General features: G+C 67.3%; 23 protein-coding genes. 16 read left to right on the plus strand and 7 right to left on the minus strand.

Annotated features, from left to right (window positions below; translation table 11 throughout):
- Nucleotides 1-106 precede the first annotated feature (106 nt).
- The 3 genes from pyrG (at nt 107) to AC07NF_RS03810 (ending at nt 3,177) form a co-directional block, all read left to right on the plus strand.
- Entirely contained in the window at nt 107-1,759 is a 1,653-nt protein-coding gene (pyrG, locus tag AC07NF_RS03800; RefSeq protein WP_492810763.1) for a CTP synthase, read from the plus strand.
- A 125-nt stretch (nt 1,760-1,884) separates the two neighbouring features.
- Nucleotides 1,885-2,067 carry a 50S ribosomal protein L32 gene (gene rpmF, locus AC07NF_RS03805; protein WP_172263992.1) on the plus strand — a complete coding sequence of 61 codons (183 nt, stop codon included), beginning with the start codon at nt 1,885-1,887 and terminating at the stop codon, nt 2,065-2,067.
- Between the two features lie 123 nt (nt 2,068-2,190).
- Entirely contained in the window at nt 2,191-3,177 is a 987-nt protein-coding gene (locus tag AC07NF_RS03810) for a retropepsin-like aspartic protease (protein ID WP_494630764.1), read from the plus strand.
- A gap of 3 nt (nt 3,178-3,180) precedes the next feature.
- On the opposite strand, the gene AC07NF_RS03815 is transcribed toward AC07NF_RS03810, so the two are convergent.
- Nucleotides 3,181-3,945, minus strand: coding sequence for an enoyl-CoA hydratase (locus AC07NF_RS03815; RefSeq protein ID WP_494630761.1), 765 nt, complete (start codon nt 3,943-3,945; stop codon nt 3,181-3,183).
- A 113-nt stretch (nt 3,946-4,058) separates the two neighbouring features.
- On the opposite strand from AC07NF_RS03815, the gene eno reads away from it, so the two are divergent.
- The 8 genes from eno to AC07NF_RS03855 all read left to right on the plus strand — a co-directional run bounded on the left by eno (nt 4,059) and on the right by AC07NF_RS03855 (nt 13,483).
- Nucleotides 4,059-5,339, plus strand: a complete 1,281-nt coding sequence (gene eno / locus AC07NF_RS03820; RefSeq protein ID WP_494630758.1) for a phosphopyruvate hydratase — start codon at nt 4,059-4,061, stop codon at nt 5,337-5,339.
- Between the two features lie 373 nt (nt 5,340-5,712).
- Nucleotides 5,713-6,015, plus strand: coding sequence for an FtsB family cell division protein (locus AC07NF_RS03825; protein ID WP_047405705.1), 303 nt, complete (start codon nt 5,713-5,715; stop codon nt 6,013-6,015).
- Nucleotides 6,016-6,182: 167 nt separating this feature from the next.
- Entirely contained in the window at nt 6,183-7,214 is a 1,032-nt protein-coding gene (pdhA, locus tag AC07NF_RS03830; RefSeq protein WP_454716210.1) for a pyruvate dehydrogenase (acetyl-transferring) E1 component subunit alpha, read from the plus strand.
- Nucleotides 7,211-8,575: a pyruvate dehydrogenase complex E1 component subunit beta gene (locus AC07NF_RS03835; protein ID WP_494630753.1), complete on the plus strand. Its 1,365-nt coding sequence runs from the start codon at nt 7,211-7,213 to the stop codon at nt 8,573-8,575. Before pdhA ends, AC07NF_RS03835 begins: the two co-directional genes overlap by 4 nt.
- A gap of 146 nt (nt 8,576-8,721) precedes the next feature.
- A complete protein-coding gene (locus AC07NF_RS03840; RefSeq protein ID WP_494630751.1) occupies nt 8,722-10,017 on the plus strand; it encodes a pyruvate dehydrogenase complex dihydrolipoamide acetyltransferase in 1,296 nt (431 codons plus the stop codon).
- Nucleotides 10,018-10,041: 24 nt separating this feature from the next.
- The gene (locus tag AC07NF_RS03845; protein WP_492810752.1) at nt 10,042-10,518 is read left to right on the plus strand and encodes a glutathione peroxidase; all 477 of its coding nucleotides are present in this window, start codon (nt 10,042-10,044) and stop codon (nt 10,516-10,518) included.
- A gap of 82 nt (nt 10,519-10,600) precedes the next feature.
- Nucleotides 10,601-12,001 (plus strand): dihydrolipoyl dehydrogenase, encoded by a 1,401-nt coding sequence (gene lpdA / locus AC07NF_RS03850; RefSeq protein ID WP_492810751.1) that lies wholly within the window; start codon nt 10,601-10,603, stop codon nt 11,999-12,001.
- Between the two features lie 18 nt (nt 12,002-12,019).
- Complete coding sequence (locus tag AC07NF_RS03855) at nt 12,020-13,483, plus strand: DUF6880 family protein (protein ID WP_494630747.1); 1,464 nt, start codon at nt 12,020-12,022, stop codon at nt 13,481-13,483.
- On the opposite strand, the gene AC07NF_RS03860 is transcribed toward AC07NF_RS03855, so the two are convergent.
- The 3 genes from AC07NF_RS03860 to AC07NF_RS03870 all read right to left on the minus strand — a co-directional run bounded on the left by AC07NF_RS03860 (nt 13,480) and on the right by AC07NF_RS03870 (nt 16,520).
- Nucleotides 13,480-13,875, minus strand: coding sequence for a DoxX family protein (locus tag AC07NF_RS03860; RefSeq protein WP_291874390.1), 396 nt, complete (start codon nt 13,873-13,875; stop codon nt 13,480-13,482). The two genes, AC07NF_RS03855 and AC07NF_RS03860, sit on opposite strands and share 4 nt — an antisense overlap.
- An 84-nt stretch (nt 13,876-13,959) precedes the next feature.
- A complete protein-coding gene (locus tag AC07NF_RS03865; protein ID WP_494630743.1) occupies nt 13,960-15,513 on the minus strand; it encodes an AMP-binding protein in 1,554 nt (517 codons plus the stop codon).
- 104 nt (nt 15,514-15,617) lie between these two features.
- Nucleotides 15,618-16,520 (minus strand): alpha/beta fold hydrolase, encoded by a 903-nt coding sequence (locus tag AC07NF_RS03870; RefSeq protein ID WP_494630741.1) that lies wholly within the window; start codon nt 16,518-16,520, stop codon nt 15,618-15,620.
- 230 nt (nt 16,521-16,750) lie between these two features.
- On the opposite strand from AC07NF_RS03870, the gene lipA reads away from it, so the two are divergent.
- Nucleotides 16,751-17,728: a lipoyl synthase gene (gene lipA / locus AC07NF_RS03875; protein WP_494630737.1), complete on the plus strand. Its 978-nt coding sequence runs from the start codon at nt 16,751-16,753 to the stop codon at nt 17,726-17,728.
- A gap of 5 nt (nt 17,729-17,733) precedes the next feature.
- Nucleotides 17,734-18,186 (plus strand): type II toxin-antitoxin system RatA family toxin, encoded by a 453-nt coding sequence (locus tag AC07NF_RS03880; RefSeq protein ID WP_494630735.1) that lies wholly within the window; start codon nt 17,734-17,736, stop codon nt 18,184-18,186.
- Here the strand turns inward: AC07NF_RS03880 and AC07NF_RS03885 are convergent.
- From AC07NF_RS03885 to AC07NF_RS03895, 3 genes are read right to left on the minus strand one after another with little or no spacing between them, the layout of a single operon-like run.
- Nucleotides 18,183-19,298: an FUSC family protein gene (locus tag AC07NF_RS03885; RefSeq protein WP_494630733.1), complete on the minus strand. Its 1,116-nt coding sequence runs from the start codon at nt 19,296-19,298 to the stop codon at nt 18,183-18,185. The genes AC07NF_RS03880 and AC07NF_RS03885 overlap by 4 nt on opposite strands.
- Nucleotides 19,299-19,790 carry a CinA family protein gene (locus tag AC07NF_RS03890; protein WP_291874380.1) on the minus strand — a complete coding sequence of 164 codons (492 nt, stop codon included), beginning with the start codon at nt 19,788-19,790 and terminating at the stop codon, nt 19,299-19,301.
- Between the two features lie 33 nt (nt 19,791-19,823).
- Nucleotides 19,824-20,972 carry a bifunctional 2-C-methyl-D-erythritol 4-phosphate cytidylyltransferase/2-C-methyl-D-erythritol 2,4-cyclodiphosphate synthase gene (locus AC07NF_RS03895; RefSeq protein WP_494630728.1) on the minus strand — a complete coding sequence of 383 codons (1,149 nt, stop codon included), beginning with the start codon at nt 20,970-20,972 and terminating at the stop codon, nt 19,824-19,826.
- 99 nt (nt 20,973-21,071) lie between these two features.
- Here AC07NF_RS03895 and dusB point away from each other — a divergent pair, with 99 nt between their 5' ends.
- The 3 genes from dusB to AC07NF_RS03910 are packed head-to-tail and all read left to right on the plus strand — an operon-like array spanning nt 21,072 to nt 24,615.
- Entirely contained in the window at nt 21,072-22,079 is a 1,008-nt protein-coding gene (gene dusB, locus AC07NF_RS03900; protein WP_494630726.1) for a tRNA dihydrouridine synthase DusB, read from the plus strand.
- Entirely contained in the window at nt 22,076-23,191 is a 1,116-nt protein-coding gene (locus AC07NF_RS03905; RefSeq protein WP_492810734.1) for a two-component system sensor histidine kinase NtrB, read from the plus strand. Before dusB ends, AC07NF_RS03905 begins: the two co-directional genes overlap by 4 nt.
- Before the next feature lie 2 nt (nt 23,192-23,193).
- Nucleotides 23,194-24,615, plus strand: a complete 1,422-nt coding sequence (locus AC07NF_RS03910) for a sigma 54-interacting transcriptional regulator (RefSeq protein WP_492810732.1) — start codon at nt 23,194-23,196, stop codon at nt 24,613-24,615.
- Nucleotides 24,616-24,677 lie beyond the last annotated feature (62 nt).

Here is a 24,677-nt window from a genome sequence, read left to right on the forward strand (position 1 = left end):
AGACGGATCTGAACCGACCCCCGAGGGCAACCTCGGGGGTTTAATCTTGTTGATGAACGCAGGTCTTTTCACCGGCGTCGTCGAATCACGGGTAATCTGATCGCCCATGACGCGGTACATTTTCATCACCGGCGGCGTGGTTTCCTCGCTTGGCAAAGGTTTGGCCTCGGCGGCGCTCGGCGCGCTGCTGCAAGCGCGTGGCTACACGGTTCGCCTTCGTAAGCTCGACCCCTATCTCAACGTCGATCCGGGCACGATGAGCCCGTATCAGCACGGCGAGGTCTTCGTGACCGACGACGGGGCGGAAACCGACCTGGACCTTGGCCACTACGAGCGCTTTACCGGCGTGTCGGCCAAGAAGGCCGACAACATCACGACGGGCCAGATCTACAAGACGATCATCGAGAAGGAGCGCCGCGGCGACTATCTCGGCGCGACCGTCCAGGTGATTCCGCACGTCACCAACGAGATCAAGGACTTCGTCCTGTCGCCCGCCATGGACGAGACGGGCGGCAAGCCGGTCGACTTCGTGCTGGTCGAGATCGGCGGCACCGTCGGCGACATCGAGGGCCTGCCGTTCTTCGAGGCCATCCGTCAGCTGCGTCAGGACCTGCCGCGCGGCCAGAGCTGCTACGTGCACCTGACCTTGCTGCCGTTCATCAAGACGGCCGGCGAGATGAAGACCAAGCCGACCCAGCACTCGGTCAAGGAACTGCGCTCGATCGGTATCCAGCCCGACATCCTGCTGTGTCGCTGCGAGCAGGAGATCCCGGCCGAGGAAAAGCGCAAGATCGCGCAGTTCTGCAATGTCCGCCCCAGCGCGGTCATCCAGGCGATGGATAGCTCGTCGATCTACGCCGTGCCGATCGACTATCACCAGGAAGGCCTGGACGCCGAGGTTCTCGACGTCTTCGGCATGCACGACGCCCCGGCGCCGGACCTGACGCGCTGGAAGACGATCGACGACACCGTCCAACACCCCGACGGCGAGGTCACCATCGCCGTCGTCGGCAAATATACCGTCCTGAAGGACGCCTATAAGTCGCTGATCGAGGCCCTGCACCACGGCGGTCTGGCCAACAAGGTCAAGGTCAACCTGGACTGGGTCGAGAGCGAGACCTTCGAGGGCGACGAGGGCGCGGCCGCGGCCCGCCTGGAGAACGCCCACGCCATCATGGTGCCCGGCGGCTTCGGCGAACGGGGTGCGGAGGGCAAGATCCGCGCGGCCCAGTTCGCCCGCGAACGGAAGGTGCCGTACTTCGGCATCTGCTTCGGCATGCAGATGGCCGTGATCGAGACCCTTCGAAACGTCGCCGGGATCAAGGACGCCAGTTCGTCCGAGTTTGGCCCCACAGAGCGTCCCGTGGTCGGCATCATGACCGAGTGGATCAAGGGCAACGAGACCGTCCAGCGTCGCGCCAACGACGATCTGGGCGGCACCATGCGCCTGGGGGCCTACGAGGCGGTCCTGACGGCCGGTTCGAAGGTCGCCGAGATCTATGGCGGCACCGAGATCAGCGAGCGCCACAGGCACCGCTACGAGGTCAATATCGGCTACGCCCACCTGATGGAGGACGCCGGCCTGAAATTGACGGGACGCTCGCCCAATGGCGTGCTGCCCGAGATCGTCGAGCGGGACGACCATCCGTGGTTCATCGGCGTCCAGTACCACCCGGAACTGAAGAGCCGTCCGTTCGCGCCGCACCCGCTTTTCGCCAGCTTCATCGCCGCGGCGAAGGAGCACGGAAGGCTTGTGTGACGCTTTTTCCCCGGGTGCTTGCATCCGGGGAGAGATTCGGGCATAAGCCCCCGCTCACGCGGCGGCCTGGGTCGAACCCTAGCCGCCGCTCCTAATTTTCACGCTCAGCGAGCAGAGTCACTTCGATGGCCGTTCCCAAAAGAAAAACTTCGCCTTCTCGCCGGAACATGCGCCGGTCGCACCACGCCCTGGGCGCCAACTCGTTCGTCGAGGACAAGGACACCGGTGAGCTCCGCCGTCCGCACCATGTCGATCTGAAGACCGGCATGTACAACGGCAAGCAGATCCTGACGCCGAAGGAAGACTAAGGTCTCCTTCCGTCACTGACGGCTTTGAAAACGCCGCCCGGTCCGCCGGGCGGCGTTTTTCGTCGTATTTCCGTCGCGAAATAAAAGAACGGTGTTACGCTTCCCGCAAGGGAGGATACGCCCATGCTCACACGCCGCGACATAGCGGCGGGACTGGGTCTTTCGCTGGCCGCGCCACCGGCGCTGGCGGGCGCGATCACGCCGGTCTCGCTGTCTCAGACACCACCCGCTCCCGTCCCGCCGGTCGAGCAGCCGCTGCTGATCCTCGACGCTTCCCTGGACCAGGACGCCCGCCTGACCGTGCCGGTCATGATCAACGGGCAGGGGCCTTTCCAATTCGTCGTCGACACGGGCGCCGACCGCAGCGTCCTGACGCCGGGCATCGCCGAGCGCCTGGTCCTGCCGCGCGGACCGGACGTGATGGTGCACGGGGTCTCCGGCTCGGTCCTGAGCCAGACGGCGCGTGTGACCCTGCTGCGCAGCGGCGACTCCCGACTGACGGATGCGACCCTGCCGGTGCTGCCCTACGAGCGCATCGGCGCGGACGGTCTGCTGGGCGTCGACATTCTCGAAGACCGCAACATCGTCATCGACTTCCGCAAGAAGCAGCTGGAGATCCGCCGCAGCTCACCGGTCAACGGCTCGTTCCGCTTGCCGCGTGAGGTCTCGGTCGTGGCCGATGAGAAGTTCGGGCGGCTGACCCTGGCCGACTCGCGGATCGCCGGAGCGCGGTCGCTGGCCTTCATCGATTCCGGGGGCGGGGTCAGCATCGGCAACATGGCCCTGGCCCGCGCCATCGCCGCGCGCCGACGCCGGTCGCCCGACTATTTCCAGCAGGCCCGGCTGCTGACCGCCGGCGGTGAGATGTTGCTGGGCGAGTTCCGCGTCGTGCCCTCGATCACGATGGGCGAGCTGCGGATCACCAACATCCCGATGGCCTTCGCCGACCTGCACATCTTCGACGTCTGGGGCCTGAACGATCGGCCGGCGGCGCTGCTGGGCGTCGACGTGCTGCGCCTGTTCGCCCGGGTCGAGCTGGACTTCGGGCTGGGGCGGGTGCTGTTCCGGCTGGGGCAGGGCGGTCTGATCGCCCCGACCCTCAATGCCTAGGACCTACTGGGAGCGTCCGCGCGCCATGACCTGGCGGCGGCGCTCCTCGACCTTCTCCGGCGTGACCTCCCGGTTGTGGCCGGTGGAGCGGGCGTGCTCGGTTTGCAGGCCGTCGCCGAAGGCCTGGCCGTAGCCCTCGTCGATCAGCGACTTGTAGAACGACAGCGTCTCGACCGGGATCGAGGCCATGTCCTGCGCCAGCTTCAGGGCGGTCGGCAGCAGCTCGACGGCCGGCACGACACGATTGACCAGACCCCAGTCAGCGGCCGTGCGGGCGTCCAGGAAGTTGCCGGTCAGGGACAGCTCCTTGGCCCGGTATATGCCGATCAGCCGCGAGAGCTTCTGCGACAGGCCCCAGCCCGGCATGATGCCGACGCGGGCATGGGTGTCGGCGAAGCGGGCGTTCTCCGAGGCGATCAGCACGTCGCAGGCCAAGGCGAGCTCGAAGCCGCCGGTGATGGCCACGCCGTTGATCGCGCCGATCACCGGCTTGCGGCAGGTCTCGACGGCGCGGACAGGGTTGGAACGGGCGTCCTGGTCATTGGCCGCGCCCAGGCCGTCAGCGCCCAGCTCCTTGAGATCCAGGCCGGCCGTGAAGGCCTTCTCGCCCGCGCCGGTCAGGATCACGACACTGACCTCCGGATCGGCGTCCAGCGCGACCATGGCGTCGTACAGGGCCTGTCGCAGCGCCTTGGAGAGGGCGTTCATCGCCTCGGGGCGATTGAGGGTGACAATGGCCACCGGGCCGCGTCGTTCGACGTCCAGCATGTGCTTCTCCCTTTGTGAGCGACGATCAGTCGGCCTCCCAAGGGGAAGTCAAGTTGCGCCCGAGCCCCATGGCGGCTAAAGCCACCGCGCCTTTTGGCCTTGAGGAGCAGTCCATGACCGAGATCGTCGACATCATCGCCCGCGAAATTCTCGACAGCCGGGGCAACCCGACCGTCGAAGTCGACGTCATCCTGGAAGACGGCGCCTTCGGTCGCGCCGCGGTGCCGTCGGGCGCCTCGACCGGCGCTCACGAAGCCAACGAAAAGCGTGATGGCGACAAGGCCCGTTACCTGGGCAAGGGCGTCCTGCAGGCCGTCGACGCGGTCAACGGCGAGATCTTCGACGCCCTGTCGGGCGTGGACGCGGAAGACCAGCGCCGCCTGGACAACCTGCTGATCGAGCTGGACGGCACGCCGAACAAGGCCCGCCTGGGCGCCAACGCCATCCTGGGCGTCTCGCTGGCCGCCGCCAAGGCCGCCGCCGAGTCGGCCGGCCTGCCGCTCTACAAGTACGTCGGCGGCGTGAACGCCCGCGTGCTGCCGACCCCGATGATGAACATCATCAACGGCGGCGCCCACGCCGACAACCCGATCGATATCCAGGAATTCATGATCCTGCCGACCGGCGCCAAGGAATTCCGCGAAGGCCTGCGCATGGGCGTCGAGATCTTCCACGCTCTGAAGGGCGCTCTGAAGGACGCCGGCCACAACACCAACGTCGGCGACGAGGGCGGCTTCGCCCCGAACCTGGCGTCGGCCGAAGCCGCGCTGGACTTCATCGTCAAGGCTGGCGAGAAGGCCGGCTATCGCGCCGGTGAGGACTTCGTCCTGGGCCTGGACGTCGCCTCGACCGAGTTCTTCAAGAACGGCAAGTACGAGCTGGAAGGCGAGGGCAAGTCGCTCGACCCGTCGCAGATGGTCGATTATCTGGCCGGCTTGGCCTCGAAGTTCCCGATCCTGTCGATCGAGGACGGCATGGCCGAGGACGACTTCGACGGCTGGAAGCTGCTGACCGACACCCTGGGCAAGAAGGTCCAGCTGGTCGGCGACGACCTGTTCGTGACCAACCCCAAGCGCCTGCAGATGGGCCTGGACAAGGGCCTGGCCAACTCGATCCTGGTGAAGGTCAATCAGATCGGCACGCTGTCGGAAACCATCGACGCCGTCGAACTGGCCCACCGCCACGGCTACACCAGCGTCATGAGCCACCGCTCGGGCGAGACCGAGGACTCGACGATCGCCGACCTGGCCGTCGCCCTGAACTGCGGTCAGATCAAGACCGGCTCGCTGGCTCGCTCGGACCGTACGGCCAAGTACAACCAGCTGCTGCGCATCGAAGAGATGCTGGACGACCAAGGCGTCTACGCCGCTCGCGCGGCGCTGAAGGGCCGCTAAGCGACCCTTCCAGATCGCTGGAAATGACGAAGGCGCGGCTTCCGAAAGGGGCCGCGCCTTTTGTTTTGCCGGTTCTCAGGTCCCGATTCTGACGCCCATCGCGCCATTTTCTCGCTCGCCGGAATGGTTGCCGGCGCGATTAACCCACAAATTTTCTAAAAGCTGAGCAGTGGTTTCAAACGAGACCATTTCCCCGCTGTTCGCGGTCGCGAAGTGGCTTCGGCGGTGCGGCATCTAGATGCTGGTGAAACCATCTCATCTGAAAGCATCGTTCGCCTAATTCGCGAACCGGTGATAACCCTTCTCAATGCCTGGATTTAGAAGGCGTTAAGCACGGTCTGCGACTCTGTGAGTCCCTCTCTGGGACGCCGAGATGTTCGCCCGACTGCAACCCTTCCTGCCGACTGCGGCGATCTTTTTCCTGATTTTCTACTTCGCCTTTCACGCTCTGACGGGTGATCGAGGCCTGCTGTCGATCTCGCAACGCAATGCGGACCTCGCAGCAAAAACAAAGGAACTCAGGAAGATACGTGCGGAGAGGATGGACCTGGAGGCCCGCGCTCGTCTATTACGCAGCGGCAGTCTGTCGGCTGATCTCCTGGAGGAGCGTGCGCGTTCCCTCCTAGGATATGCCGACCCGAGGGACTATGTGATCCGGGTCAAGCGTCCAAGCTGACCGATCCCGTAATCTCTCGGAATCGATTGCGGGTCGACCTGAGGATCGCCAGATCCAGGGTTGGTCCAAGAGTGCACCAGGGTATTTCCTTCGCGGAACCGACGACTTTTCGGCGGGAAGCACCCTTAGGACGAAGGCCGCGATGAAGATTGGCCAGGGAGATTTGAATGGCGCGTACGCGCAAGGCTGAGGCCTCTGAGGCGAAGGGCGTAGACACCGGTGTCAACGACTTCGTCGGCAAGGACGAACTCCTGAAATTCTATCAGGACATGCTGCTGATCCGCCGCTTCGAGGAGCGCGCCGGCCAGCTGTACGGCATGGGCCTGATCGGCGGCTTCTGCCACCTGTACATCGGTCAAGAAGCCATCGCGGTCGGCATGCAGTCGATCTCGCAGAAGGGCGACCAGATCATCACGGGCTACCGTGACCACGGCCACATGCTGGCCGCCGGCATGGATCCCCGCGAGGTCATGGCCGAGCTGACCGGCCGCGCCGGCGGTTCGTCCAAGGGCAAGGGCGGGTCGATGCACATGTTCGACATCGAAACCGGCTTCTACGGCGGCCACGGCATCGTCGGCGCGCAGGTCGCGCTCGGCACCGGCCTGGCGCTGGCCAACAGCTACAAGGGCAATGGCAACGTCTCGTACGCCTATATGGGCGACGGCGCGGCCAACCAGGGCCAGGTCTACGAGAGCTTCAACATGGCCCAGCTGTGGAAGCTGCCGGTCGTGTACGTGATCGAGAACAACCAGTACGCCATGGGCACCAGCGTCGAGCGCGCCGCCTCGGAAACCGCGTTCCACAAGCGCGGCACCTCGTTCCGCATCCCGGGCGAGGAAGTCGACGGCATGGACGTCGTCGCGGTCCGTGAAGCCGGCACGCGCGCCACCGAGCACGCCCGCAGCGGCCAAGGTCCCTACATCCTCGAGATGAAGACCTATCGCTATCGCGGCCACTCTATGTCGGACCCGGCCAAGTACCGCACCAAGGAAGAGGTCGACGAGGTCAAGACGACCCGCGATCCGATCGACCATATCAAGGAACGCCTGGCCAAGGCCGGCGTGACCGAAGACGACCTGAAGGGCGTCGACGCGGAAGTGAAGCGCATCGTCGCCGAAGCCGCCGAGTTCGCTCGCACGAGCCCCGAGCCCGATCCCTCGGAACTGTATACCGACGTCTACCTGGAGGCCGCCGAGTGACGGACATCCTGATGCCCGCGCTTTCCCCGACGATGGAGGAAGGCACCCTGGCCAAGTGGCTCGTCAAGGAAGGCGACACCATCAAGGCCGGCGACGTGATCGCCGAAATCGAGACCGACAAGGCGACGATGGAAGTCGAAGCCGTCGACGAAGGCGTGGTGGAAGCCATCCTGGTCCCGGCCGGCAGCGAGAACGTCAAGGTCAACACCCTGATCGCGCGCCTGAAGGGCGAGGGCGAAGCCGCGGCTCCGGCCGCTCCGGCTGCTGCCCCCGTCGCCGCTGAAGCCGCTCCGGCTCCGGTCGCGGCTGCCCCGGCCGCTGGTGGCCCGATCTCGGCCGCCTCGACCTTCGCCGATCCGGAAATCCCGGCCGGCACGGCGCTGAAGAAGATCACGGTCCGCGACGCTCTGCGCGACGCCATGGCCGAGGAAATGCGCAAGGACGACCGCGTCTTCCTGATGGGCGAGGAAGTCGCCCAGTACCAGGGCGCCTACAAGGTCAGCCGCGAGCTGCTGCAAGAGTTCGGCGACAAGCGCGTCATCGACACCCCGATCACCGAGCACGGCTTCGCCGGCATGGGCGTCGGCGCGGCGATGGCCGGCCTGAAGCCGATCGTCGAGTTCATGACCTGGAACTTCGCCATGCAGGCGATCGACCACATCATCAACTCGGCCGCCAAGACGCTGTACATGTCGGGCGGTCAGATCAAGTCGTCGATCGTGTTCCGCGGCCCGAACGGCGCGGCTTCGCGCGTCGGCGCCCAGCACAGCCAGGACTACGCCGCCTGGTACGGCAACGTCCCGGGTCTGAAGGTCATCGCGCCGTATGACGCGGCCGACGCCAAGGGGCTGCTGAAGGCCGCCATCCGCGATCCGAACCCGGTCGTCTTCCTCGAACACGAGATGATGTACGGCCACGAGTTCGACATTCCGGACGTCGAGGACTGGGTCGTGCCGATCGGCAAGGCCAAGATCCGTCGCGAAGGTACGGACGTGACCCTGGTCGCCTACAGCCGCATGGTGGGCTTCGCCCTGAAGGCGGCCGAGGAGCTGGAGAAGGAAGGCATTTCGGCGGAGGTCGTCGACCTGCGCACGATCCGTCCGATGGACCACGCCACGGTTCTGGAAAGCGTCAAGAAGACCAACCGTCTGGTCACGGTCGAGGAAGGCTGGGGCCCGATGGGCGTCGGCGCCGAGATCGTCGCCCGCATCACCGAGTTCGGCTTCGACTACCTGGACGCCCCGCCGCTGCGGGTCCACCAGGAAGACGTGCCGCTGCCCTATGCGGCGAACCTGGAAGTGCTGTCGCTGCCTTCGGTCGAGAAGATCGTGAAAGCAGCCAAGACGGTCAGCTACCGCTAAGACCGGCGCGGCCCTTGCCCCAGACGGGCAGGGGCCGCATCGTCTTGGCCAACGAATTCATCCCGCTTCAAAGCGGGGTATCGCGGACGGCGGCCCAGCACATTATGCAGGCTGAAACCGTCCCGAACGATTGAGGAAAAAGCTCAATGTCGATCGACATCCTGATGCCCGCCCTGTCGCCCACCATGGAGGAGGGGACCCTCGCCAAGTGGCACGTCAAGGTCGGCGACACCGTCAAGGCCGGCGACGTGATCGCCGAGATCGAGACCGACAAGGCGACGATGGAAGTCGAAGCCGTCGATGAAGGCGTGATCGAAGCCATCCTGGTCGACGCCGGGACCGAGAACGTCAAGGTCAACGCCCTGATCGCCAAGCTGGCTGGCGAAGGCGAAAGCCCCGCGCCGGCTCCGAAGGCTGAAGCGCCCAAGGCCGCCGCCGCTGCTCCGGCGCCTGCCGCTGCTGCGCCTGCCGCCGCCCCGGCTGCTCCGGCTCCGGCCGCTCCGGTCGCCGCTGACGGCTCGCGCGTCTTCGCCTCGCCGCTGGCCCGCCGTCTGGCTTCGGCCGCCGGCCTGGACCTGAAGGGCATCAAGGGCACCGGCCCGCACGGCCGCGTGGTCAAGACCGACGTCGAAGCCGCCAAGTCGGGCGCTCCGGCCGCCAAGGCTGCTCCGGCCTCGGCTCCCGCCGCTGCCGCTCCGGCCGCCGCCGCGCCGCGTCAGGTCCAGTCGCTGGAGCACCAAGGCATCCCGGCCGGCTCGTACGACCTGATCCCGCTGGACGGCATGCGCAAGACCATCGCGCGCCGGATGACGGAAAGCTTCCGCGACGTCCCGCACTTCCCGCTGCAGATCGATCTGGAGATCGACGCGCTGCTGGCGGCTCGCGCCAAGATCAACAGCCTGCTCGAAAAGCAAGGCGTGAAGGTCTCGGTCAATGACATCGTCATCAAGGCCGCCGCCGTGGCCTTGAAGCAGGTGCCGGAAGCCAACGCCTCATACACGCCGGAAGGCATCGCGATGCACCACAACGCCGACATCGCGGTCGCCGTGGCGGTCGAGGGCGGCCTGATCACCCCGATCATCCGCAAGGCCGAAACCAAGGGCCTGGCCCAGATCTCGGCCGAGATGAAGGACCTGGCCCAGCGCGCCAAGGACAAGAAGCTGAAGCCCGAGGAATTCCAGGGCGGCACCTTCTCGATCTCGAACCTGGGCATGTTCGGCATCAAGTCGTTCGCTTCGATCATCAACGAGCCGCAAGGCGCGATCATGAGCGTCGGCGCGGGCGAGCAACGCCCGGTCGTCAAGAACGGCGAGATCAAGGTCGCCACGGTCATGACCGTGACCCTGACCTGCGATCACCGCGTGGTCGACGGTTCGGTCGGCGCCAAGTTCCTGGCGGCCTTCAAGCCGCTGATCGAAGAGCCGCTGACCCTGATCGTCTGATCTAGGCGCGGGGAGAAGGCGAACATGTCGGTCTACGACTATTCGGCCAAGACGCTGGACGGCCAGGACGTGAGCCTGGCCGACTATCGCGGCCAGGTGCTGCTGATCGTGAACACCGCCAGCAAGTGCGGGTTCACGCCTCAGTACGAAGGCCTCGAGGCGCTCTACAAGGCTCACAAGGATCGTGGGTTCACGGTCCTGGCCTTCCCCTGCAATCAGTTCGGCGCTCAGGAGCCGGGAAACGCCGAGGAGATCGCGAACTTCTGCTCGCTGACCTACGACGTGACCTTCCCGGTGATGAGCAAGATCGACGTCAACGGCGCCGACGCCCACCCGCTCTACAAGTTCCTCAAGAAGGAACAGAAGGGCCTGCTGGGCACCGAGGCGATCAAGTGGAACTTCACCAAGTTCCTGATCGGCAAGGATGGCGAGGTCGTCGAGCGTTTCGCGCCCACGGTTAAACCCGAGGACCTCAAGGTCGCGGTCGAGGCGCTGCTTTAGTTTCTCCCAGACCGGCCCCAAGACCGGTCGATCGGCGCTCTCCGCTCCCCAGGATCGGCGCCCAAGCTAGGGGTTAGAAGACATGTCCACGGAATTCGATGTCGTCGTCATCGGCGCCGGTCCTGGCGGCTATGTGGCCGCGATCCGCGCCAGCCAGCTGGGTCTGAAGACGGCCATCGTCGAGCGCGAGAACCTGGGCGGCATCTGCCTGAACTGGGGCTGCATCCCGACCAAGGCGCTGCTGAAGTCCGGCGAGATCTACGAACAGCTGTCGCATCTGTCCGACTACGGCCTGTCGGTCGAGAAGCCCGGCTTCGACTTCCCCAAGATCGTCGAGCGTTCGCGCGGGATCGCCAAGCAGATGTCGTCGGGCATCGCGTTCCTGATGAAGAAGCACAAGATCGAGGTGATCGAAGGCGAAGCCAAGCTGGAGAAGGGCAACCCTGCTCCCAAGCTGGTCATCGCCCTGAAGGCCGGCGGCAGCCGCACGGTCCAGGCCAAGAACGTCATCCTGGCCAGCGGCGCCCGCGCCCGCGAGATCCCGGCCATTGGCGCGGTCTCGGACGGCGACAAGATCTGGACCTATCGTGACGCCCTGGCGCCCAAGACCATGCCCAAGTCGCTGGTCGTGATCGGCTCGGGCGCCATCGGCATCGAGTTCGCCAGCTTCTACCGCGCCCTCGGCGCCGAGGTGACTGTCGTGGAAGCCCTGGACCGCATCATGCCGGTCGAGGACGCCGAGGTCTCCAAGGCCGCCCAAAAGGCGTTCGAGAAGCGCGGCATCGCCTTCCGCATCGGCGCCAAGGTCTCCAAGGTCGAGAAGACCAAGGACGGCGTCTCGGTCACGGTCGACGTCGGCGGCAAGATCGAGCAGCTGACCGCTGAGAAGTGCATCGTCGCCGTCGGCATCGCGCCGAACAGCGAAGGCCTGGACGCTGTCGGCCTGAACCTGGATCGCGGCCACGCCGTGACCGACAAGCACTGCAAGACCAATGTCCCGGGCCTCTACGCCATCGGCGACATCGCCGGCGGTCCCTGGCTCGCCCACAAGGCCAGCCACGAGGGCATCCACGCCGCCGAAGCCATCGCCGGCTACAAGACCCCGAACGTCAACTCGCCGATTCCGGGCTGCACCTACGCCAACCCGCAGGTCGCTTCGGTCGGCTACACCGAGGCTGGCGCCAAGGCGGCGGGCATCGAGGTCAAGGCGGGTCGCTTTCCGTTCCGCGTCAACGGCAAGGCCGTGGCCGCGGGCGAGACCGAGGGCTTCGTGAAGACCGTGTTCGACGCCAAGACCGGCGCCCTGATCGGCGCTCACATGATCGGCCACGAAGTGACCGAGATGATCCAGGGCTTCGTCACGGCCATCACGCTGGAAGCCACCGAGGAAGACCTGCACGGCATCGTCTACGCTCACCCGACCATGTCGGAAGCCATGCACGAAGCCGCGCTGGACGCCTACGGCCGCGTCCTGCACATCTAGGGCGACCTAGGAGACTGGATGGCGCGCAAGGCCGCTGCGACGACGGACGACGCTCCGGACAAGGGGAAGCCGGCCAAGGCCCGGAAAGGATCGAAGACGACCCTTTCCGAGGCCAATCTGGTCGACCTGGGTCCCGAGCGCCTGGCCGCCATCCTGCTCGACCTCTCCAGCGACAGCCACGTCAAGCGCGTGCTGCGGCTGGAGCTGTTCGCCGAGTCCAACGCCGAAGGTCTGGCGCTGGAGATCAGCAAGCGCCTGGCGACGGTCGGCAAGTCCTCGTCGCGCATCAACTGGCGCAAGCGCGCGGCCTTCGCCAAGGACCTGGACCTGCATCGCGGGATGATCGAGCGGCTGGCGCAGGACGACGCCAACGCCGCGCTCGACCTGATGCTGGACCTGCTGGACCTGGCGACGCCGACCCTGGATCGCCTGAGCCAGGCTGAAGGGCCGATCGGCGACGTCTTCCTGGCGGCCCGTGACAGCATCGGCGCGATTGCCGTCGGAGCCTTGCCGGACCCGATCGTTTTGGCCGATCGCATCGCCAACCTGCTGCGCCGCGACGACTACGCCCAGTTCGGCCCCGTGGTGAACGCCCTAGGCCCCTTGCTGGGCAAGAAGGGGCAAGCCCACCTGCGCGAGACCCTGGAGAAGCTGTTGGCGGCCCGCTCGATCCGCGACGCCCGCAGCGCGATCTACCGTGACGCCCTGCGCCGCCTCGCTGACGCCAGCGGCGACGTGGATGCGTTCGAAGCGACCTTCGCGCCGGACCTGCGCAAGACGCCGCTGGTCTCGGCCGAAATCGCCCGCCGTCTGCTGGAGGCTGGCCGCCCTGAGGACGCCCTGGCCACACTGCACGCCGGTGCGCCCAGCGAGAAGAGCGGCCGCCACCAGAGTTCGCTGGAAGAGCGCTCCGCCTGGGAAGAGGCGATGCTGGACGCCCTGGAGGCCACCGGCCACCACGACGAGGCCCAGAAGCGCCGCTGGGCCGAGTTCGAGCGGACGCTGTCGATCCCGCGTCTGCGCAGCTACCTCAAGGGCCTGCCGGATTTCGACGATGTCGAGGCCGAGGACCAGGCCAAGGCCGTCGCCAAGCGCTTCCCGCAGTTCGATCGGGCGCTGGCGTTCCTGGTCTCCTGGCCCGACTTGGCGGCCGCCGCGCGGCTGGTCCGCGATCGCGCCGGCGAGATCAACGGCGCCGACGACACCCTGATGGCCGAGGCCGCCAGACGGCTGGAAGGCGCGCATCCGATGGCCGCGACCCTGCTGCTGCGGGCCTCGATCCAGTACGTGCTGACTTACGGTGTCGCCACCCGCTATGCCGAGGCGGCGCGGCAGCTGCTGGAGGCGGAGTCACTGTCGGTGATGATCGGCGACTTTGGCGAATACCCGGATCATCAGGCCTTCGTCGCCGACCTGCGCGCCATGCACAGCCGCAAACAGGGCTTCCGCACCGAGCTGGAAGCCCTGGGAGCGACCTTCTAGGGCTTCTTGCGGATCTGGGCGTCGATGCTCCATTCGCCACCGCCCTGGAAGACCAGGTACAGGAAGATGAAGCAGTACAGGATCGCCGGCTCACCGCCGTTCAGCGCGGGCCAGAAGCCCTGGCTGCCGTGCGCCATGAAATAGGCCACCGCCATCATGCCCGACAGCAGGAAGGCGAACGGGCGGGTGAACAGGCCCAGCAGGATATGGGCACCGCCAAAGATCTCCAGCGCGCCGGCGGCCACCAGCAGCGGCGGCAACGGACTGGGCGCGCCGGGCTGGGCGGCGGGGAAGTGGAACAGCTTCATCAGGCCGTGCTCCATGAAGAGCAGGGCGGTGATGATCCGCAGCAGGCTCAGGACGCGCGGCGACCAGACAGCGAGACGTTCCATTCTTCTTCTCTCCTTGAGGCGAGCGTGAGTCGACTGCTCGACCTCACGCTAGCCAAACCTATCGAGGGAGACGATTCAGATATCTCAGGCGGCGGCGCTGTCGGTCTCGGCCATGCGCTGGATGGCGACATAGTCGGTCTTGCCGCTGCCCAGCACCGGCACTTCCTGCACCTTGAGGATCTTGCGCGGCACGGCCAGTTCGGGCGCACCGACGCTCTGGGCGTGGGCCACCAGCGAGGTGACGGCCGCCGTCTGGCAATCGGTGACCAGCACCAGCTTCTCGCCCTTCTTCTTGTCGGGCATCGAGATCACGGCGTGACGGCCATTGGGCCACACGGCCGAGGCCAGATCCTCGGCGGCGGTCAGGGAGACCATCTCGCCGCCGATCTTGGCGAAGCGCTTCACCCGGCCCTTGATGGTGATCCAAAGGTCGTCGGTGACCGTGACCACGTCGCCGGTGTCGTGCCAACCGCCCTCGGGAGCGTCGACGCCGCCATCTTCGCGCAGATAGCCCGACATAATGTTGGGACCGCGCACCAGCAGGCGACCGCCTTCAGGGATGCCCTCGACCGGCTCGATCTTCCATTCCTGGCCGGGCAGCAGGCCGCCGACAGTGCCACGGCGATTGTCGTCGGGCTTGTTGACCGCGATCACCGGCGAGGCCTCGGTCGCGCCGTAGCCTTCCAGCACCGGCACGCCGCCGAACTTCTCGGCGATGATGTTGTGCGTCTCCTCGCGGACCTTCTCGGCGCCGCAGACGATGAACTTCAGGCCCGACAGCTCGTCGCTCTCGGCTGAGCGGGCGTACTGGTTGACGAAGGTGTCGGTCGCCAGAAGCACCGAGCCGCCAACGTCCTTGATCAGCGGCGGGATCTGCTTGGTGTGCAGCGGCGAGGGGTACTGGAACGCCTTCATGCCGGTCATGATCGGCAGGATCACCCCGGCGGTCAGGCCAAAGCAGTGGAAGACCGGCAGCGGATTGAAGAACACCCAGGCCGGATCCAGCGCGATGTGGGCGGCGATCTGCTGGGCGTTTGACACCAGGTTGGCCTGGCTCAGCACCACGCCGCGCGGCGCGCCGAAGCTGCCCGAGGTGAACAGCACCACGCCCTTGTCCGACGGCTTGGCGTGGCTGCGGAACTGGCGCGGGAACAGGCCGGCGGCGGCGGCGAACAGCTTGTCGCTCAGGCCGATCGTGCCGCGCACGTCTTCCAGATAGGTGATCTCGGCGTGTTCGCCGATGGCGTCGACGATGTCGTGCAGCTTGCCCAGCTCGATGAACTTGTGGGCGGTCAGCACGCGCTTGACGCCGGCCAGCTTGCAGGCGGCCTTGATGTTCCGCAGGCCCGCCGTGAAGTTCAGCATGGTCGGCACGCGACCAAAGGCGTGCAGGGCGAAGAAGGTTACCACCGACCCGGAGCCCGACGGCAGCAGCACGCCGACGTTCTCGCCCGGCTTGGTCATGCCGGCGATCTTGCGGCCCAGGGCGAAGCTGGCCCGGATCAGGTCCGTATAGGACAGCGGATTGCGGTCCTGGTCCTCCAGGATCGGTTTCTTGGCGCCGTACTTGTCACGAGCGTCGATGAGGGCGTCGAAGATGGCCTTTTGGCCGTTCTGAACGTCGTAAGCTACCGGCATGCCGGCGAAACCTCCCCGAAGAGCGAAAGCGCGCTCTCGTTCCTAAACGTCGAGTCTGCCGAGGAAGGTCCAGCTTTGCAAGAAAGAGTCACAATGCGTGAGGCTCAGCCCTTGCGCGGCAAGGCTTTGGCCGTCATCCGCGAGCGGGTGAAGTCGACAATGGCGGCCAGCCAGGGGCCGCGAACGGCGCCCGATTCCATGTGCAGGTCGTGGCCGGCGGCAGGGTAACGGGTCTCTTTGCAGTCGATCATCGCCGCGCACAGGCGGCTCTGCGGCGTGGCGGTGACCACCTTGTCCTGGCCGGCGTCCAGCATCAGGGTCGGCACGGCAGTCTTGCGGATGTCGCGGGCGGCGGCCTCCGACGCGTCAAAGAAGGCCGCGAACCAGCCGAGACTGCGTCCGCCCATGCGCAGGTCGGGATTGGCTTGCATCCAGGCCGTTTGGACCTTGCCGCGCTGTGGGTCGTGGGTCAGGCCCGACTGAAAGCCGTCTGGCCCCTCGCGTTTCCACCCGGCCTGGTCGGGCGTGCGAATCCAGCCCAGGCGCAAGGTGCGCATGGCCGGCGTGAACCGCGTGAAGTCGGCGCGCGAGCGGGGCAGGGCGCTCAGGCCGAAGGCGGGCGAGGTGAGGACCAGGCCGTCCATGCCGAGGCCCTGCTCAGCGGCGCGCAAGGCGACCAGGCCGCCTTCGGAATGGCCGATGACCACGAACGGAATGTCGCCCGTCGGTCGGATCACGCCTCGGGTCAGGGCGCGGACGGCGGCGACATCGGGGTCGAAGCTGTCGATATGACCAAGGTCGCGCCAAGGCGTGGAGCGCTCGGAGCCGCCTTGTCCTTGGCGCTCCAGCACCCAGACCGTGAAACCCAACGCATTGAGCTCCGAGACCGTCTCGAACCACTTCTCGGCGCTCTCGCCATAACCGGTCAGGATCAGCAACGCGGCGCGCGGCGCGACCGGCGGGGCGGCGACGCCGTAACGCTGCACCTTGCCTTCGCCGCTGCGCACATAACCCCAGCTCCACCCCTGCGGCGGATAGAAGCGGGAGCCCAGTGAGGGCGGCGTGCGAGTGTCGGAAAAAGGCGCACGCGAGCCACCGTCGCCGCAGGCGGAAACGGCTAAAGCCAGGGCGACAGCAAGAAGGCGGCGACGCATACCGCGACAGTCATTTCGTGCATCGTGGCCTTAAGCAAGATCAAGCGCTTGATCCGGAGGCCAAGAAGACCGATTTAGGCGCCATGGCCACGGTGATCGACACGCTGAAGGCTCGCGGCTCGGAAGACCGGGCGGCGCGCCATCCCGAAAAGCAGAACCGCCCCGATACCCCGGTGCTCCGCAAACCCGATTGGCTGCGCGTGCGCGCCCCGGGTTCGGGCCAGTACAACGAGACCAAGGGCATCGTGCGCGAGCACAAGCTGACCACGGTCTGTGAAGAAGCGGCCTGCCCGAACATCGGCGAGTGCTGGAGCCAGAAGCACGCGACCATGATGATCATGGGCGAGATCTGCACCCGCGCCTGCGCTTTCTGCAACGTCACCACCGGCCTGCCGACCCAGCTGGATCCCGACGAGCCGCGCCGCGTGGCCGAGGCCGTCGCCAAGATGGGCCTCAAGCACGTGGTCATCACCTCGGTGGACCGTGACGACCTGCTGGACGGCGGCGCCCGCCACTTCGCTGAGGTCGTCACCGCGATCCGCGCGGCCGCGCCCGGCACGACCATCGAGATCCTGACGCCGGACTTCCTGCGCAAGGACAATGCCGAGAACGTGGTGATCGACTCCCGTCCAGACGTCTTCAACCACAACCTCGAGACCGTGCCGCGGCTGTATCTCAAGATCCGCCCCGGCGCCCGCTACTACAATTCGCTGCGCCTGCTGGACCGCGTGAAGCAGCGCGATCCCTCCCAGTTCACCAAGTCCGGCCTGATGGTCGGCCTGGGCGAGACCAAGGAGGAGGTCATGCAGGTGATGGACGACATGCGTTCGGCCGGCGTCGACTTCATCACCATCGGCCAGTACCTGCAGCCGACCCGCAAGCACGCGGCCATCGACCGCTTCGTGACGCCGGAAGAGTTCAAGGCCTATGAGGCGATCGCTCGGGCCAAGGGCTTCCTGATGGTCTCGTCCAGCCCGCTGACCCGCTCGTCGCACCATGCGGGCGATGACTTCGCCAAGCTTCAGGCCGCCCGCCGCGCCCTCGACGCCCGCACGGCGTAAACGCCGTGCATCGTCACGTGGTCACGCGCGTGCTGCCGTACGCGCCCGAGCAGCTGTTTCAGCTGGTCGGGGATGTCGAAAACTACCCCAAGTTCGTGCCGTGGATCACCGCCATGCGCACCTGGAACGGCCGTGTCGACGGCGCCGTCAGCACGGTCGACGCCGAGGCCCAGGTCGGCTTCTCGTTCCTGCGCGAGAAGTTCGCCACCCGCGTCCGTCGCGATAGCGAGGCGCTGAGCATCGACGTCAGCCTGCTGTACGGCCCGTTCAAGCGGCTCTCGAATGGCTGGCGGTTCGTCGCCGAGGGTGACGCCACCCGCGTCGAGTTCGTCATCGACTTCGCGTTCAAGGCCGCGCTGCTGGACGCCATGCTGGCCGCCAATATCGATAAGGCCGCCAACAAGCTGATCGCCTGCTTCGAGGATCGGGCCCGCCAAGTCTACGGCGAGAAGGCCTAGTCCTTCTTCCCGGCCGCTTCCTCGATCCGCTCCTCGAAGTCGCCGAGGTTGCCGAACAGGTTCTCTATCGCGAACACCAGGCCGAACACCCGCGCGGCGTCGTCGAACTCTAGCTCGCGGGTCAAGCCCTGTTTGCGCAGCCCCTCGACGCAGGTCTGGAAGGTCTGGTGGACCTCGGCGAAGGCCACGCGATCCGGACGCGCGCCGCCGGCCAGCAGGTCGGCCGTGGCGCGCAGGAACTTGGCGCTGGCCTCCAGCATGTCGGCGGCGGCCGGGGCCAAGCCTTCGGCGGGCAGGGGCTCGTGCAAGGTGCGGCCGACCATCACCGTGTCGTTGCGCAGCCGCCAGAGCGTGCGCGGGATGGCCTCCGACACCGAGCGCTCGCTGAGCTTGCTGGCGTTCTCGCGATCGGCTTCGGTCATGCCGGTCTGCAGCTTGGCCAGCGCCGCGCGCAGGTCGTCCTGGGCCTTGAGGTAGTCGGTGGGGCCAGGAGTGCCGCGCAGGGTCAGGACGTGGCTGTCCAGAATATGAGCCTGCAGGCCGGCGATCTTCTGGACGCTGCTCACCACCGAGGCGTGGGCGCGGGCCGGGAAGATCAGCAGGGTGGCGGCGATGCCGACGACGCTGCCGACCGTGATCTCGGCCACCCGCCAGCCGGCGGCGAGCAGCGGGTCCATGTGGGTCGTCGTGCCGATCAACATGATCACGGCGGTGACCGGCGCCACCTTCAACGCGGGCCGCATCGAGGCCAGGAACGCGAGCAGGGCCACGGTCACGCACAGGATGATCCCGCCAAACTCTGGCCAGCGGGCGTGGCAATAGGCGGCGCCAGCGCCGGCCAGGGCGCCGACCACCGTGCCCATGAAGCGCTCAAGCGAGGCGGTGATGGTCGCACCTAGGCTCGACTGCACCACGATCACGGCGGTGAATACGGCCCAGTAGCCTTGCGGCAGCCGCAACAGCGTCGCCAGGGCGAAGGCTGCGCCAACAGCGGCCGAGACGCGGATGGCGTGGCGAATCTCGGTCTTGCGGGCGGCCGCGGCTTTCAGCGCCTTCTGCGAAAGACCGACGCCGGCGAAGCGTCTCCAGTCGCTGGGCGCGGTCTCGGGCACTTAAGCCACCGCCTCGCGGAGCATTTCCAGGGCGGTTTGCACCGCCGCCAGCTGCACCGCCTCGCGGGTCTCGCCATCGAAGCGTTCGTGGCGGTGGACGACCGAGCGGTTGGCGCGGGCGACGGCGAAGTGGACGGTGCCGACCGGCTTCATCGGCGTGCCGCCGCCGGGGCCGGCGATGCCGGTGATGGCGACCGCGACATGGCCGTTGCTGGCTTCCAGCGCGCCTTCGGCCATCATCCGCGCTACCGGCTCGGAGACCGCGCCGTGGTCGGCGATCAGGTCGCCGGGCACGCCCAGCATCTCGGACTTGGCGCGGTTGGTGTAGGTGACGAAACCACGCTCGAACACGTCGGACGCGCCGGAGATCGAGCAGATCGCGCCGGCCACCAGGCCGCCGGTGCAGCTCTCCGCCGCGACTAGCCGCAGCGACTTGCCGCGCGCCTCGTCGATCAGCAGTCGGGCCAGGGTCTGGATTTCCAGCGGGAACATGCGGCTCTCCGGATTCGCCCTACCTTAGCCTGTTCAGGCCGGCGTCTCGACCGCCACGACCGCCGAAGCGGCCAAGCCCTCGCCGCGGCCGGTGAAGCCCATCTTCTCGGTCGTGGTCGCCTTGACGCTGACCCGGTCGAGCGGAAGGCTCAGGATCTCGGCGAGGCGCTCGCGCATGGCCAGGCGGTGCGGTTTGATCTTCGGGCGCTCGCAGATCAGGGTCACGTCGACATTGACGATCGAGCCGCCCTTGGCGGTCACCAGTTCGGCGGCGTGGATCAGGAACTGGTCCGAGGCCGCGCCCTTCCACTTCGGGTCGGTGGGCGGGAAGTGGTCGCCGATGTCGCCTTCGCCAATGGCGCCCAGGATAGCGTCGGTCAGGGCGTGTAGGCCGGCGTCGGCGTCCGAGTGGCCGATCAGGGTCTCGTCGTGTTTGATCGCGACGCCGCACAGCCAGACCTCTTCGCCCGGGCCCCAGCGGTGGGCGTCGAAGCCCTGGCCGACTCGGGTGATGCGCGCGGCGCCGGCGAGCCGTTCGGCCATGGCGAAGTCCTCGGGATAGGTGAGTTTCAACAGAAGCGGATCGCCCGGCGCGATGGCCACGCGGCCGCCGGCGGCTTCTACCACCTGGGCGTCGTCGGTCGGCTCGCCTTCGGTCCAGGCGGCGTAGGCGGCCAGCAGGGTGTCGCGGCGCGCGGCCTGAGGGGTCTGGGCGCGCCAGAGGTGCTCGCGCGACGTGGTCGTCGGGTTCTGGCCCGGCTCGGCGCGCTTCAGGGTGTCGGCGACGGGCAGGGCGGGCAGGACGGCGTCGGCCGTCTCCAGCGCCTTCAGCACGCCATCGATGGTCGCAGCGGTCAGGAAGGGGCGGGCCGCGTCATGGATCAGGACAGGCTCGTCGCCGGGACGATGGGCGAGGGCGGCCAAGCCTGACTGGACCGACTCGGCCCGCGTCGCGCCGCCGCGTGCAGCACGCCAGCCGGGCAGGCCGGTCAGCACCTCAGCCAGCGCCTTTTCGCCGTCTTCGGTCGTTACGATGACGATGTCCGCGACGCCGGCCGCCAGGAACGCTTCGACGGACCAGCGCAGGACCGGCTTTCCAGCTACAAGCCGCCACTGCTTGGCCTGGCCGGGTCCGGCGCGGGTTCCCGAGCCGGCGGCGACGATCACGGCGGAAAAGGTCATGGCGGCTGTTTAGTCACGCCACCGTCATTGTCCAGTCGATGAAGGCTTTACTGCGCCGCACAATGTGCCTAAAAAGACAGCTACGGGGATGATCACAAAATGAGCAACAAGCTCGAAGTCGGCGGGGTGCAAGTCCCTGGTCGGGTGTGGATCGCGCCCATGACCGGGGTCTCTGACCTGCCCTTCAGAGAAACGGCCACGGCGCTCGGCGCGCCTTATGTGGCGACGGAAATGGTGGCTTGCGCCGAGTTCGCGCGAGGGCGGCCCGATGTCGTGCGTCGCGCGGCGGTGGGCGAGGGGCTGCCGCTGATGGTGGTCCAGCTGGTCGGGCGCGATCCGGACCTGATGGCCAAGGGCGCGCGCATGGCTGCCGACGCCGGCGCTCAGATCGTTGATCTGAACTTCGGCTGCCCCGCCAAGGAAGTGTCCGCCGGCCAGCAGTCGGGCTCGGCCATCATGCGCGAGCCTGACCTGGCCGAAGCCCTGGTCAGCGCGGCGGTCGAGGCCGTTGATGTTCCCGTCACCGTCAAGATGCGGCTGGGCTGGGACGACAATCTGCGGAATGCGCCCGACATCGCGCGCCGCGCCGAGGCGGCCGGCGCCAAGGCGATCACGGTGCACGGCCGCACGCGCAGCCAGTTCTACAAGGGCGTCGCCGACTGGACCGCCGTCGCGGCGGTGAAGCAGGCCGTTTCGGTGCCGGTGCTGGTCAATGGCGACATCATCGATGGCGAGACCGCTCGGATCGCGCTTGAGCAGTCCGGCGCCGACGGCGTGATGATCGGCCGGGGTGTCTATGGTCGCCCCTGGATCGCCGGCGCCATCGAGGCCGCGCTCGAAGGCCGGGGCTTTGCAGAGCCGCAAGCCGAGGAGCGCCTAGCCATCGCGCTCACCCATTTCCGCCGCAGCCTCGACTTCTATGGCGAGCCGCTGGGCCTGAAGATGTTCCGCAAGCACCTGGCCTCCTACATCGAAGCCGCGCCCTGGCCCGAAACGGCCGAGGCCCGACGGGCCGCTCGCGCAACCCTGTGCCGACTTGAGGATCCCGCCGCCGTGGAGGCCGCCCTGCGCGACCTGTGGCTGGCGGGTGGGAGATTAGCCGCATGACCGACCGCGCCCGCGTCCTGGGAGGGGTTACTCCAGAAGCCTTGAAGGCCGCCGCCTTCGACCTCAGCCCTGAGCCGGCCCTGGTGGTCGACCGCGAGGGCGGGCTGGTGGCGGTCAACGAGGCCGCCGAGGCCCTGTTCGGCCACGGCCTGTCGCTGCTGGCGCGCGGTCGTTTCCGCGCCGCCCTGCCGCCGGGCTCGGTGCTGGTCTCACTGCTGGACCGGGCGATCTTCGAAGGGGCGCTGGTGCGCGAGCACGGCGTCGAGGTCAATCTGTTCGGCCAGCCGCCGTTCGAGGCCGACGGCGCCGCCGCGCCTCTGGGCGATGGCTCTGTGCTGTTGACCCTGCACGTCAAGGGCGTGCTGGGTGTCGACAAGGCCGCCGACGCCGCCGGCCTGCGCTCGGTCGTGGGCCTGGGCAAGATGCTGGCCCACGAGATCAAGAACCCGCTGGCCGGTATCCGCGGCGCGGCGCAGCTGCTGAAGACCGGCGCCAGCGCCGTCGACCAGCCCCTGGCCCAGCTAATCGTCGACGAGACCGATCGTATCCGCCGCCTGGTCGACCGCATGGAGGCCTTCTCCGACGAGGTCCCGACGCCGCGTGAGCCCGTCAATATCCACCAGGTGCTGGACCGCGTCCGGGCCCTGACCGCCAACGGCGTCGCCGACGGCCTGCAGATGAAGGAAAGCTACGATCCTTCGCTGCCGTCGGTCTGGGGCGACGAGGATCACCTGATCCAGATCTTCCTGAACCTGACCAAGAACGCCGCCGAGGCCGCCCATATGCGTGGCGACGACCGGGGGCAGATCTCGATTCAGACGGCCTGGCGTCCCGGCGTCCGGGTGCGCGGGGCTGACGGCAAGTCGGCTAGCGGCGCGCCGATCGAGGTCAAGGTGATCGACAACGGCCCCGGCGTGCCGGCCAGCCTGCGCGACCACCTGTTCCAGCCGTTCGTCACCACCAAGGCCAACGGCACGGGCCTGGGCCTGGCCCTGGTCACCAAGCTGGTCACCGCCCACGGCGGTCTGATCGACTTCGAATCCGAGCCCGGTCGCACCGTGTTCCGCGTGCTGCTGCCGGTCGCCCCCGATACCCTTTCCGGAGACGCCTGAGCATGAACGCCGCGAGCAAGAAGATCCTGATCGCCGACGACGACAGCTCGGTGCGTCTGGTGCTCAGCCAGGCCTTCACCCGCCTGGGCTATCAGGTCCGCGCCACGGGCAACGCCACCACGCTCTTGAAGTGGGTCACGGACGGCGAGGGCGACCTGGTCGTCACCGACGTGATGATGCCCGACGAGAACGTGTTCGACGTGCTGCCGCGCATCCGCAAGGAGCGGCCCAAGCTGCCGATCATCGTGATGAGCGCGCAGAACACCCTGCTGACGGCGGTCAATGCCGCCGACGCCGGCGCGTTCGAATATGTCTCCAAGCCTTTCGACCTGGACGACGTCACCGCCGCCGCCCGCCGAGCTTTGTCGCGTCCGGCCGATACCGAGGCCTCCAAGGCCCAGGCCCGCGCCATGCGTGATGAGCGTCTGCCGCTGATCGGCCGCTCGGCGCCGATGCAGGAGGTCTATCGCACCATCGCCCGCCTGGTGGGCGCCGACCTCACGGTCCTGATCCTGGGCGAGAGCGGCACCGGCAAGGAGCTGGTCGCCCGCGCCCTGCACGAGCTGGGTCGCCGTCGCGACGGCAAGTTCGTGGTGCTGAACCTGGCGGCGGTGCCGCGCGAGCGGGTCGAGGTCGAGCTGTTCGGGCGCGGAGACGGCGACAACGGCCGCCTGGTCGAGGCCGACGGCGGCACCCTGTTCCTGGACGAGATCGGCGACATGCCGCTGGACGCCCAGACCCGCCTGCTGCGGGTGATCGACGGCACCGAGCCGGTGATCAATCCCAAGACCGGCCGCCGCCCGAACGTGCGGATCATCGCCGCCACCAACCGTGACCTGCGCGGCCTGATCCAGCAGGGCCTGTTCCGCGAAGACCTGTTCTTCCGCCTGAACGTCGCCCCGGTGCGCCTGCCGCCGCTGCGCGATCGCGCCGAGGACATTCCGGATCTGGCCCGCACCTTCCTGCTGCGCGCCGCCCGCGAAGGCCTGCCCGCCAAGACCATCGACCAGAGCGCGCTGGATCGCCTGAAGACGCACCCGTGGCCGGGCAACGTCCGCGAGCTCGAGAACCTGATGCGCCGGATGTGCGCCCTCTATGCCGAGGAGCTGATCACTGCCCGCATCGTCGATCGCGAGCTGCAGGATCACACCCCGGCGGTGCGTTCGGAAGAGGGCCCGGTGACTCTAGCCACTCTGGTTGAGCGTCACCTGGCCTCGCACTTCGCCGACCAGCCCGACGGCGTGCCGCCGGCCGGCCTGTACGACCGCGTGTTGCAGGAGGTCGAGCGTCCGCTGATCCAGCTGACCCTGTCGGCGACGCGGGGCAATCAGGTGCGGGCGGCCGAGATCCTGGGCCTGAACCGCAACACCCTGCGCAAGAAGATCCAGGATCTGGGCGTCGAAATGACTCGGGGTCGTCGCTAAACCCTGAACGCTGAAGCTTTATCAGCACATAGCTGTTGAATTTAGGACACACGCTCCTAAAC

It is taken from the genome of Caulobacter sp. GW821-FHT10A06 (assembly GCF_059415805.1).

What these genes read in the sequence shown, in the direction of transcription:
- pyrG (WP_492810763.1), top strand. Translation starts at nt 107, where the DNA reads ATGACGCGGTACATTTTCATCACCGGCGGCGTGGTTTCCTCGCTTGGC.
- rpmF (WP_172263992.1), top strand. Translation starts at nt 1,885, where the DNA reads ATGGCCGTTCCCAAAAGAAAAACTTCGCCTTCTCGCCGGAACATGCGC.
- AC07NF_RS03810 (WP_494630764.1), top strand. Translation starts at nt 2,191, where the DNA reads ATGCTCACACGCCGCGACATAGCGGCGGGACTGGGTCTTTCGCTGGCC.
- AC07NF_RS03815 (WP_494630761.1), bottom strand. Translation starts at nt 3,945, where the DNA reads ATGCTGGACGTCGAACGACGCGGCCCGGTGGCCATTGTCACCCTCAAT.
- eno (WP_494630758.1), top strand. Translation starts at nt 4,059, where the DNA reads ATGACCGAGATCGTCGACATCATCGCCCGCGAAATTCTCGACAGCCGG.
- AC07NF_RS03825 (WP_047405705.1), top strand. Translation starts at nt 5,713, where the DNA reads ATGTTCGCCCGACTGCAACCCTTCCTGCCGACTGCGGCGATCTTTTTC.
- pdhA (WP_454716210.1), top strand. Translation starts at nt 6,183, where the DNA reads ATGGCGCGTACGCGCAAGGCTGAGGCCTCTGAGGCGAAGGGCGTAGAC.
- AC07NF_RS03840 (WP_494630751.1), top strand. Translation starts at nt 8,722, where the DNA reads ATGTCGATCGACATCCTGATGCCCGCCCTGTCGCCCACCATGGAGGAG.
- AC07NF_RS03845 (WP_492810752.1), top strand. Translation starts at nt 10,042, where the DNA reads ATGTCGGTCTACGACTATTCGGCCAAGACGCTGGACGGCCAGGACGTG.
- lpdA (WP_492810751.1), top strand. Translation starts at nt 10,601, where the DNA reads ATGTCCACGGAATTCGATGTCGTCGTCATCGGCGCCGGTCCTGGCGGC.
- AC07NF_RS03855 (WP_494630747.1), top strand. Translation starts at nt 12,020, where the DNA reads ATGGCGCGCAAGGCCGCTGCGACGACGGACGACGCTCCGGACAAGGGG.
- AC07NF_RS03860 (WP_291874390.1), bottom strand. Translation starts at nt 13,875, where the DNA reads ATGGAACGTCTCGCTGTCTGGTCGCCGCGCGTCCTGAGCCTGCTGCGG.
- AC07NF_RS03865 (WP_494630743.1), bottom strand. Translation starts at nt 15,513, where the DNA reads ATGCCGGTAGCTTACGACGTTCAGAACGGCCAAAAGGCCATCTTCGAC.
- lipA (WP_494630737.1), top strand. Translation starts at nt 16,751, where the DNA reads ATGGCCACGGTGATCGACACGCTGAAGGCTCGCGGCTCGGAAGACCGG.
- AC07NF_RS03890 (WP_291874380.1), bottom strand. Translation starts at nt 19,790, where the DNA reads ATGTTCCCGCTGGAAATCCAGACCCTGGCCCGACTGCTGATCGACGAG.
- AC07NF_RS03895 (WP_494630728.1), bottom strand. Translation starts at nt 20,972, where the DNA reads ATGACCTTTTCCGCCGTGATCGTCGCCGCCGGCTCGGGAACCCGCGCC.
- dusB (WP_494630726.1), top strand. Translation starts at nt 21,072, where the DNA reads ATGAGCAACAAGCTCGAAGTCGGCGGGGTGCAAGTCCCTGGTCGGGTG.
- AC07NF_RS03905 (WP_492810734.1), top strand. Translation starts at nt 22,076, where the DNA reads ATGACCGACCGCGCCCGCGTCCTGGGAGGGGTTACTCCAGAAGCCTTG.
- AC07NF_RS03910 (WP_492810732.1), top strand. Translation starts at nt 23,194, where the DNA reads ATGAACGCCGCGAGCAAGAAGATCCTGATCGCCGACGACGACAGCTCG.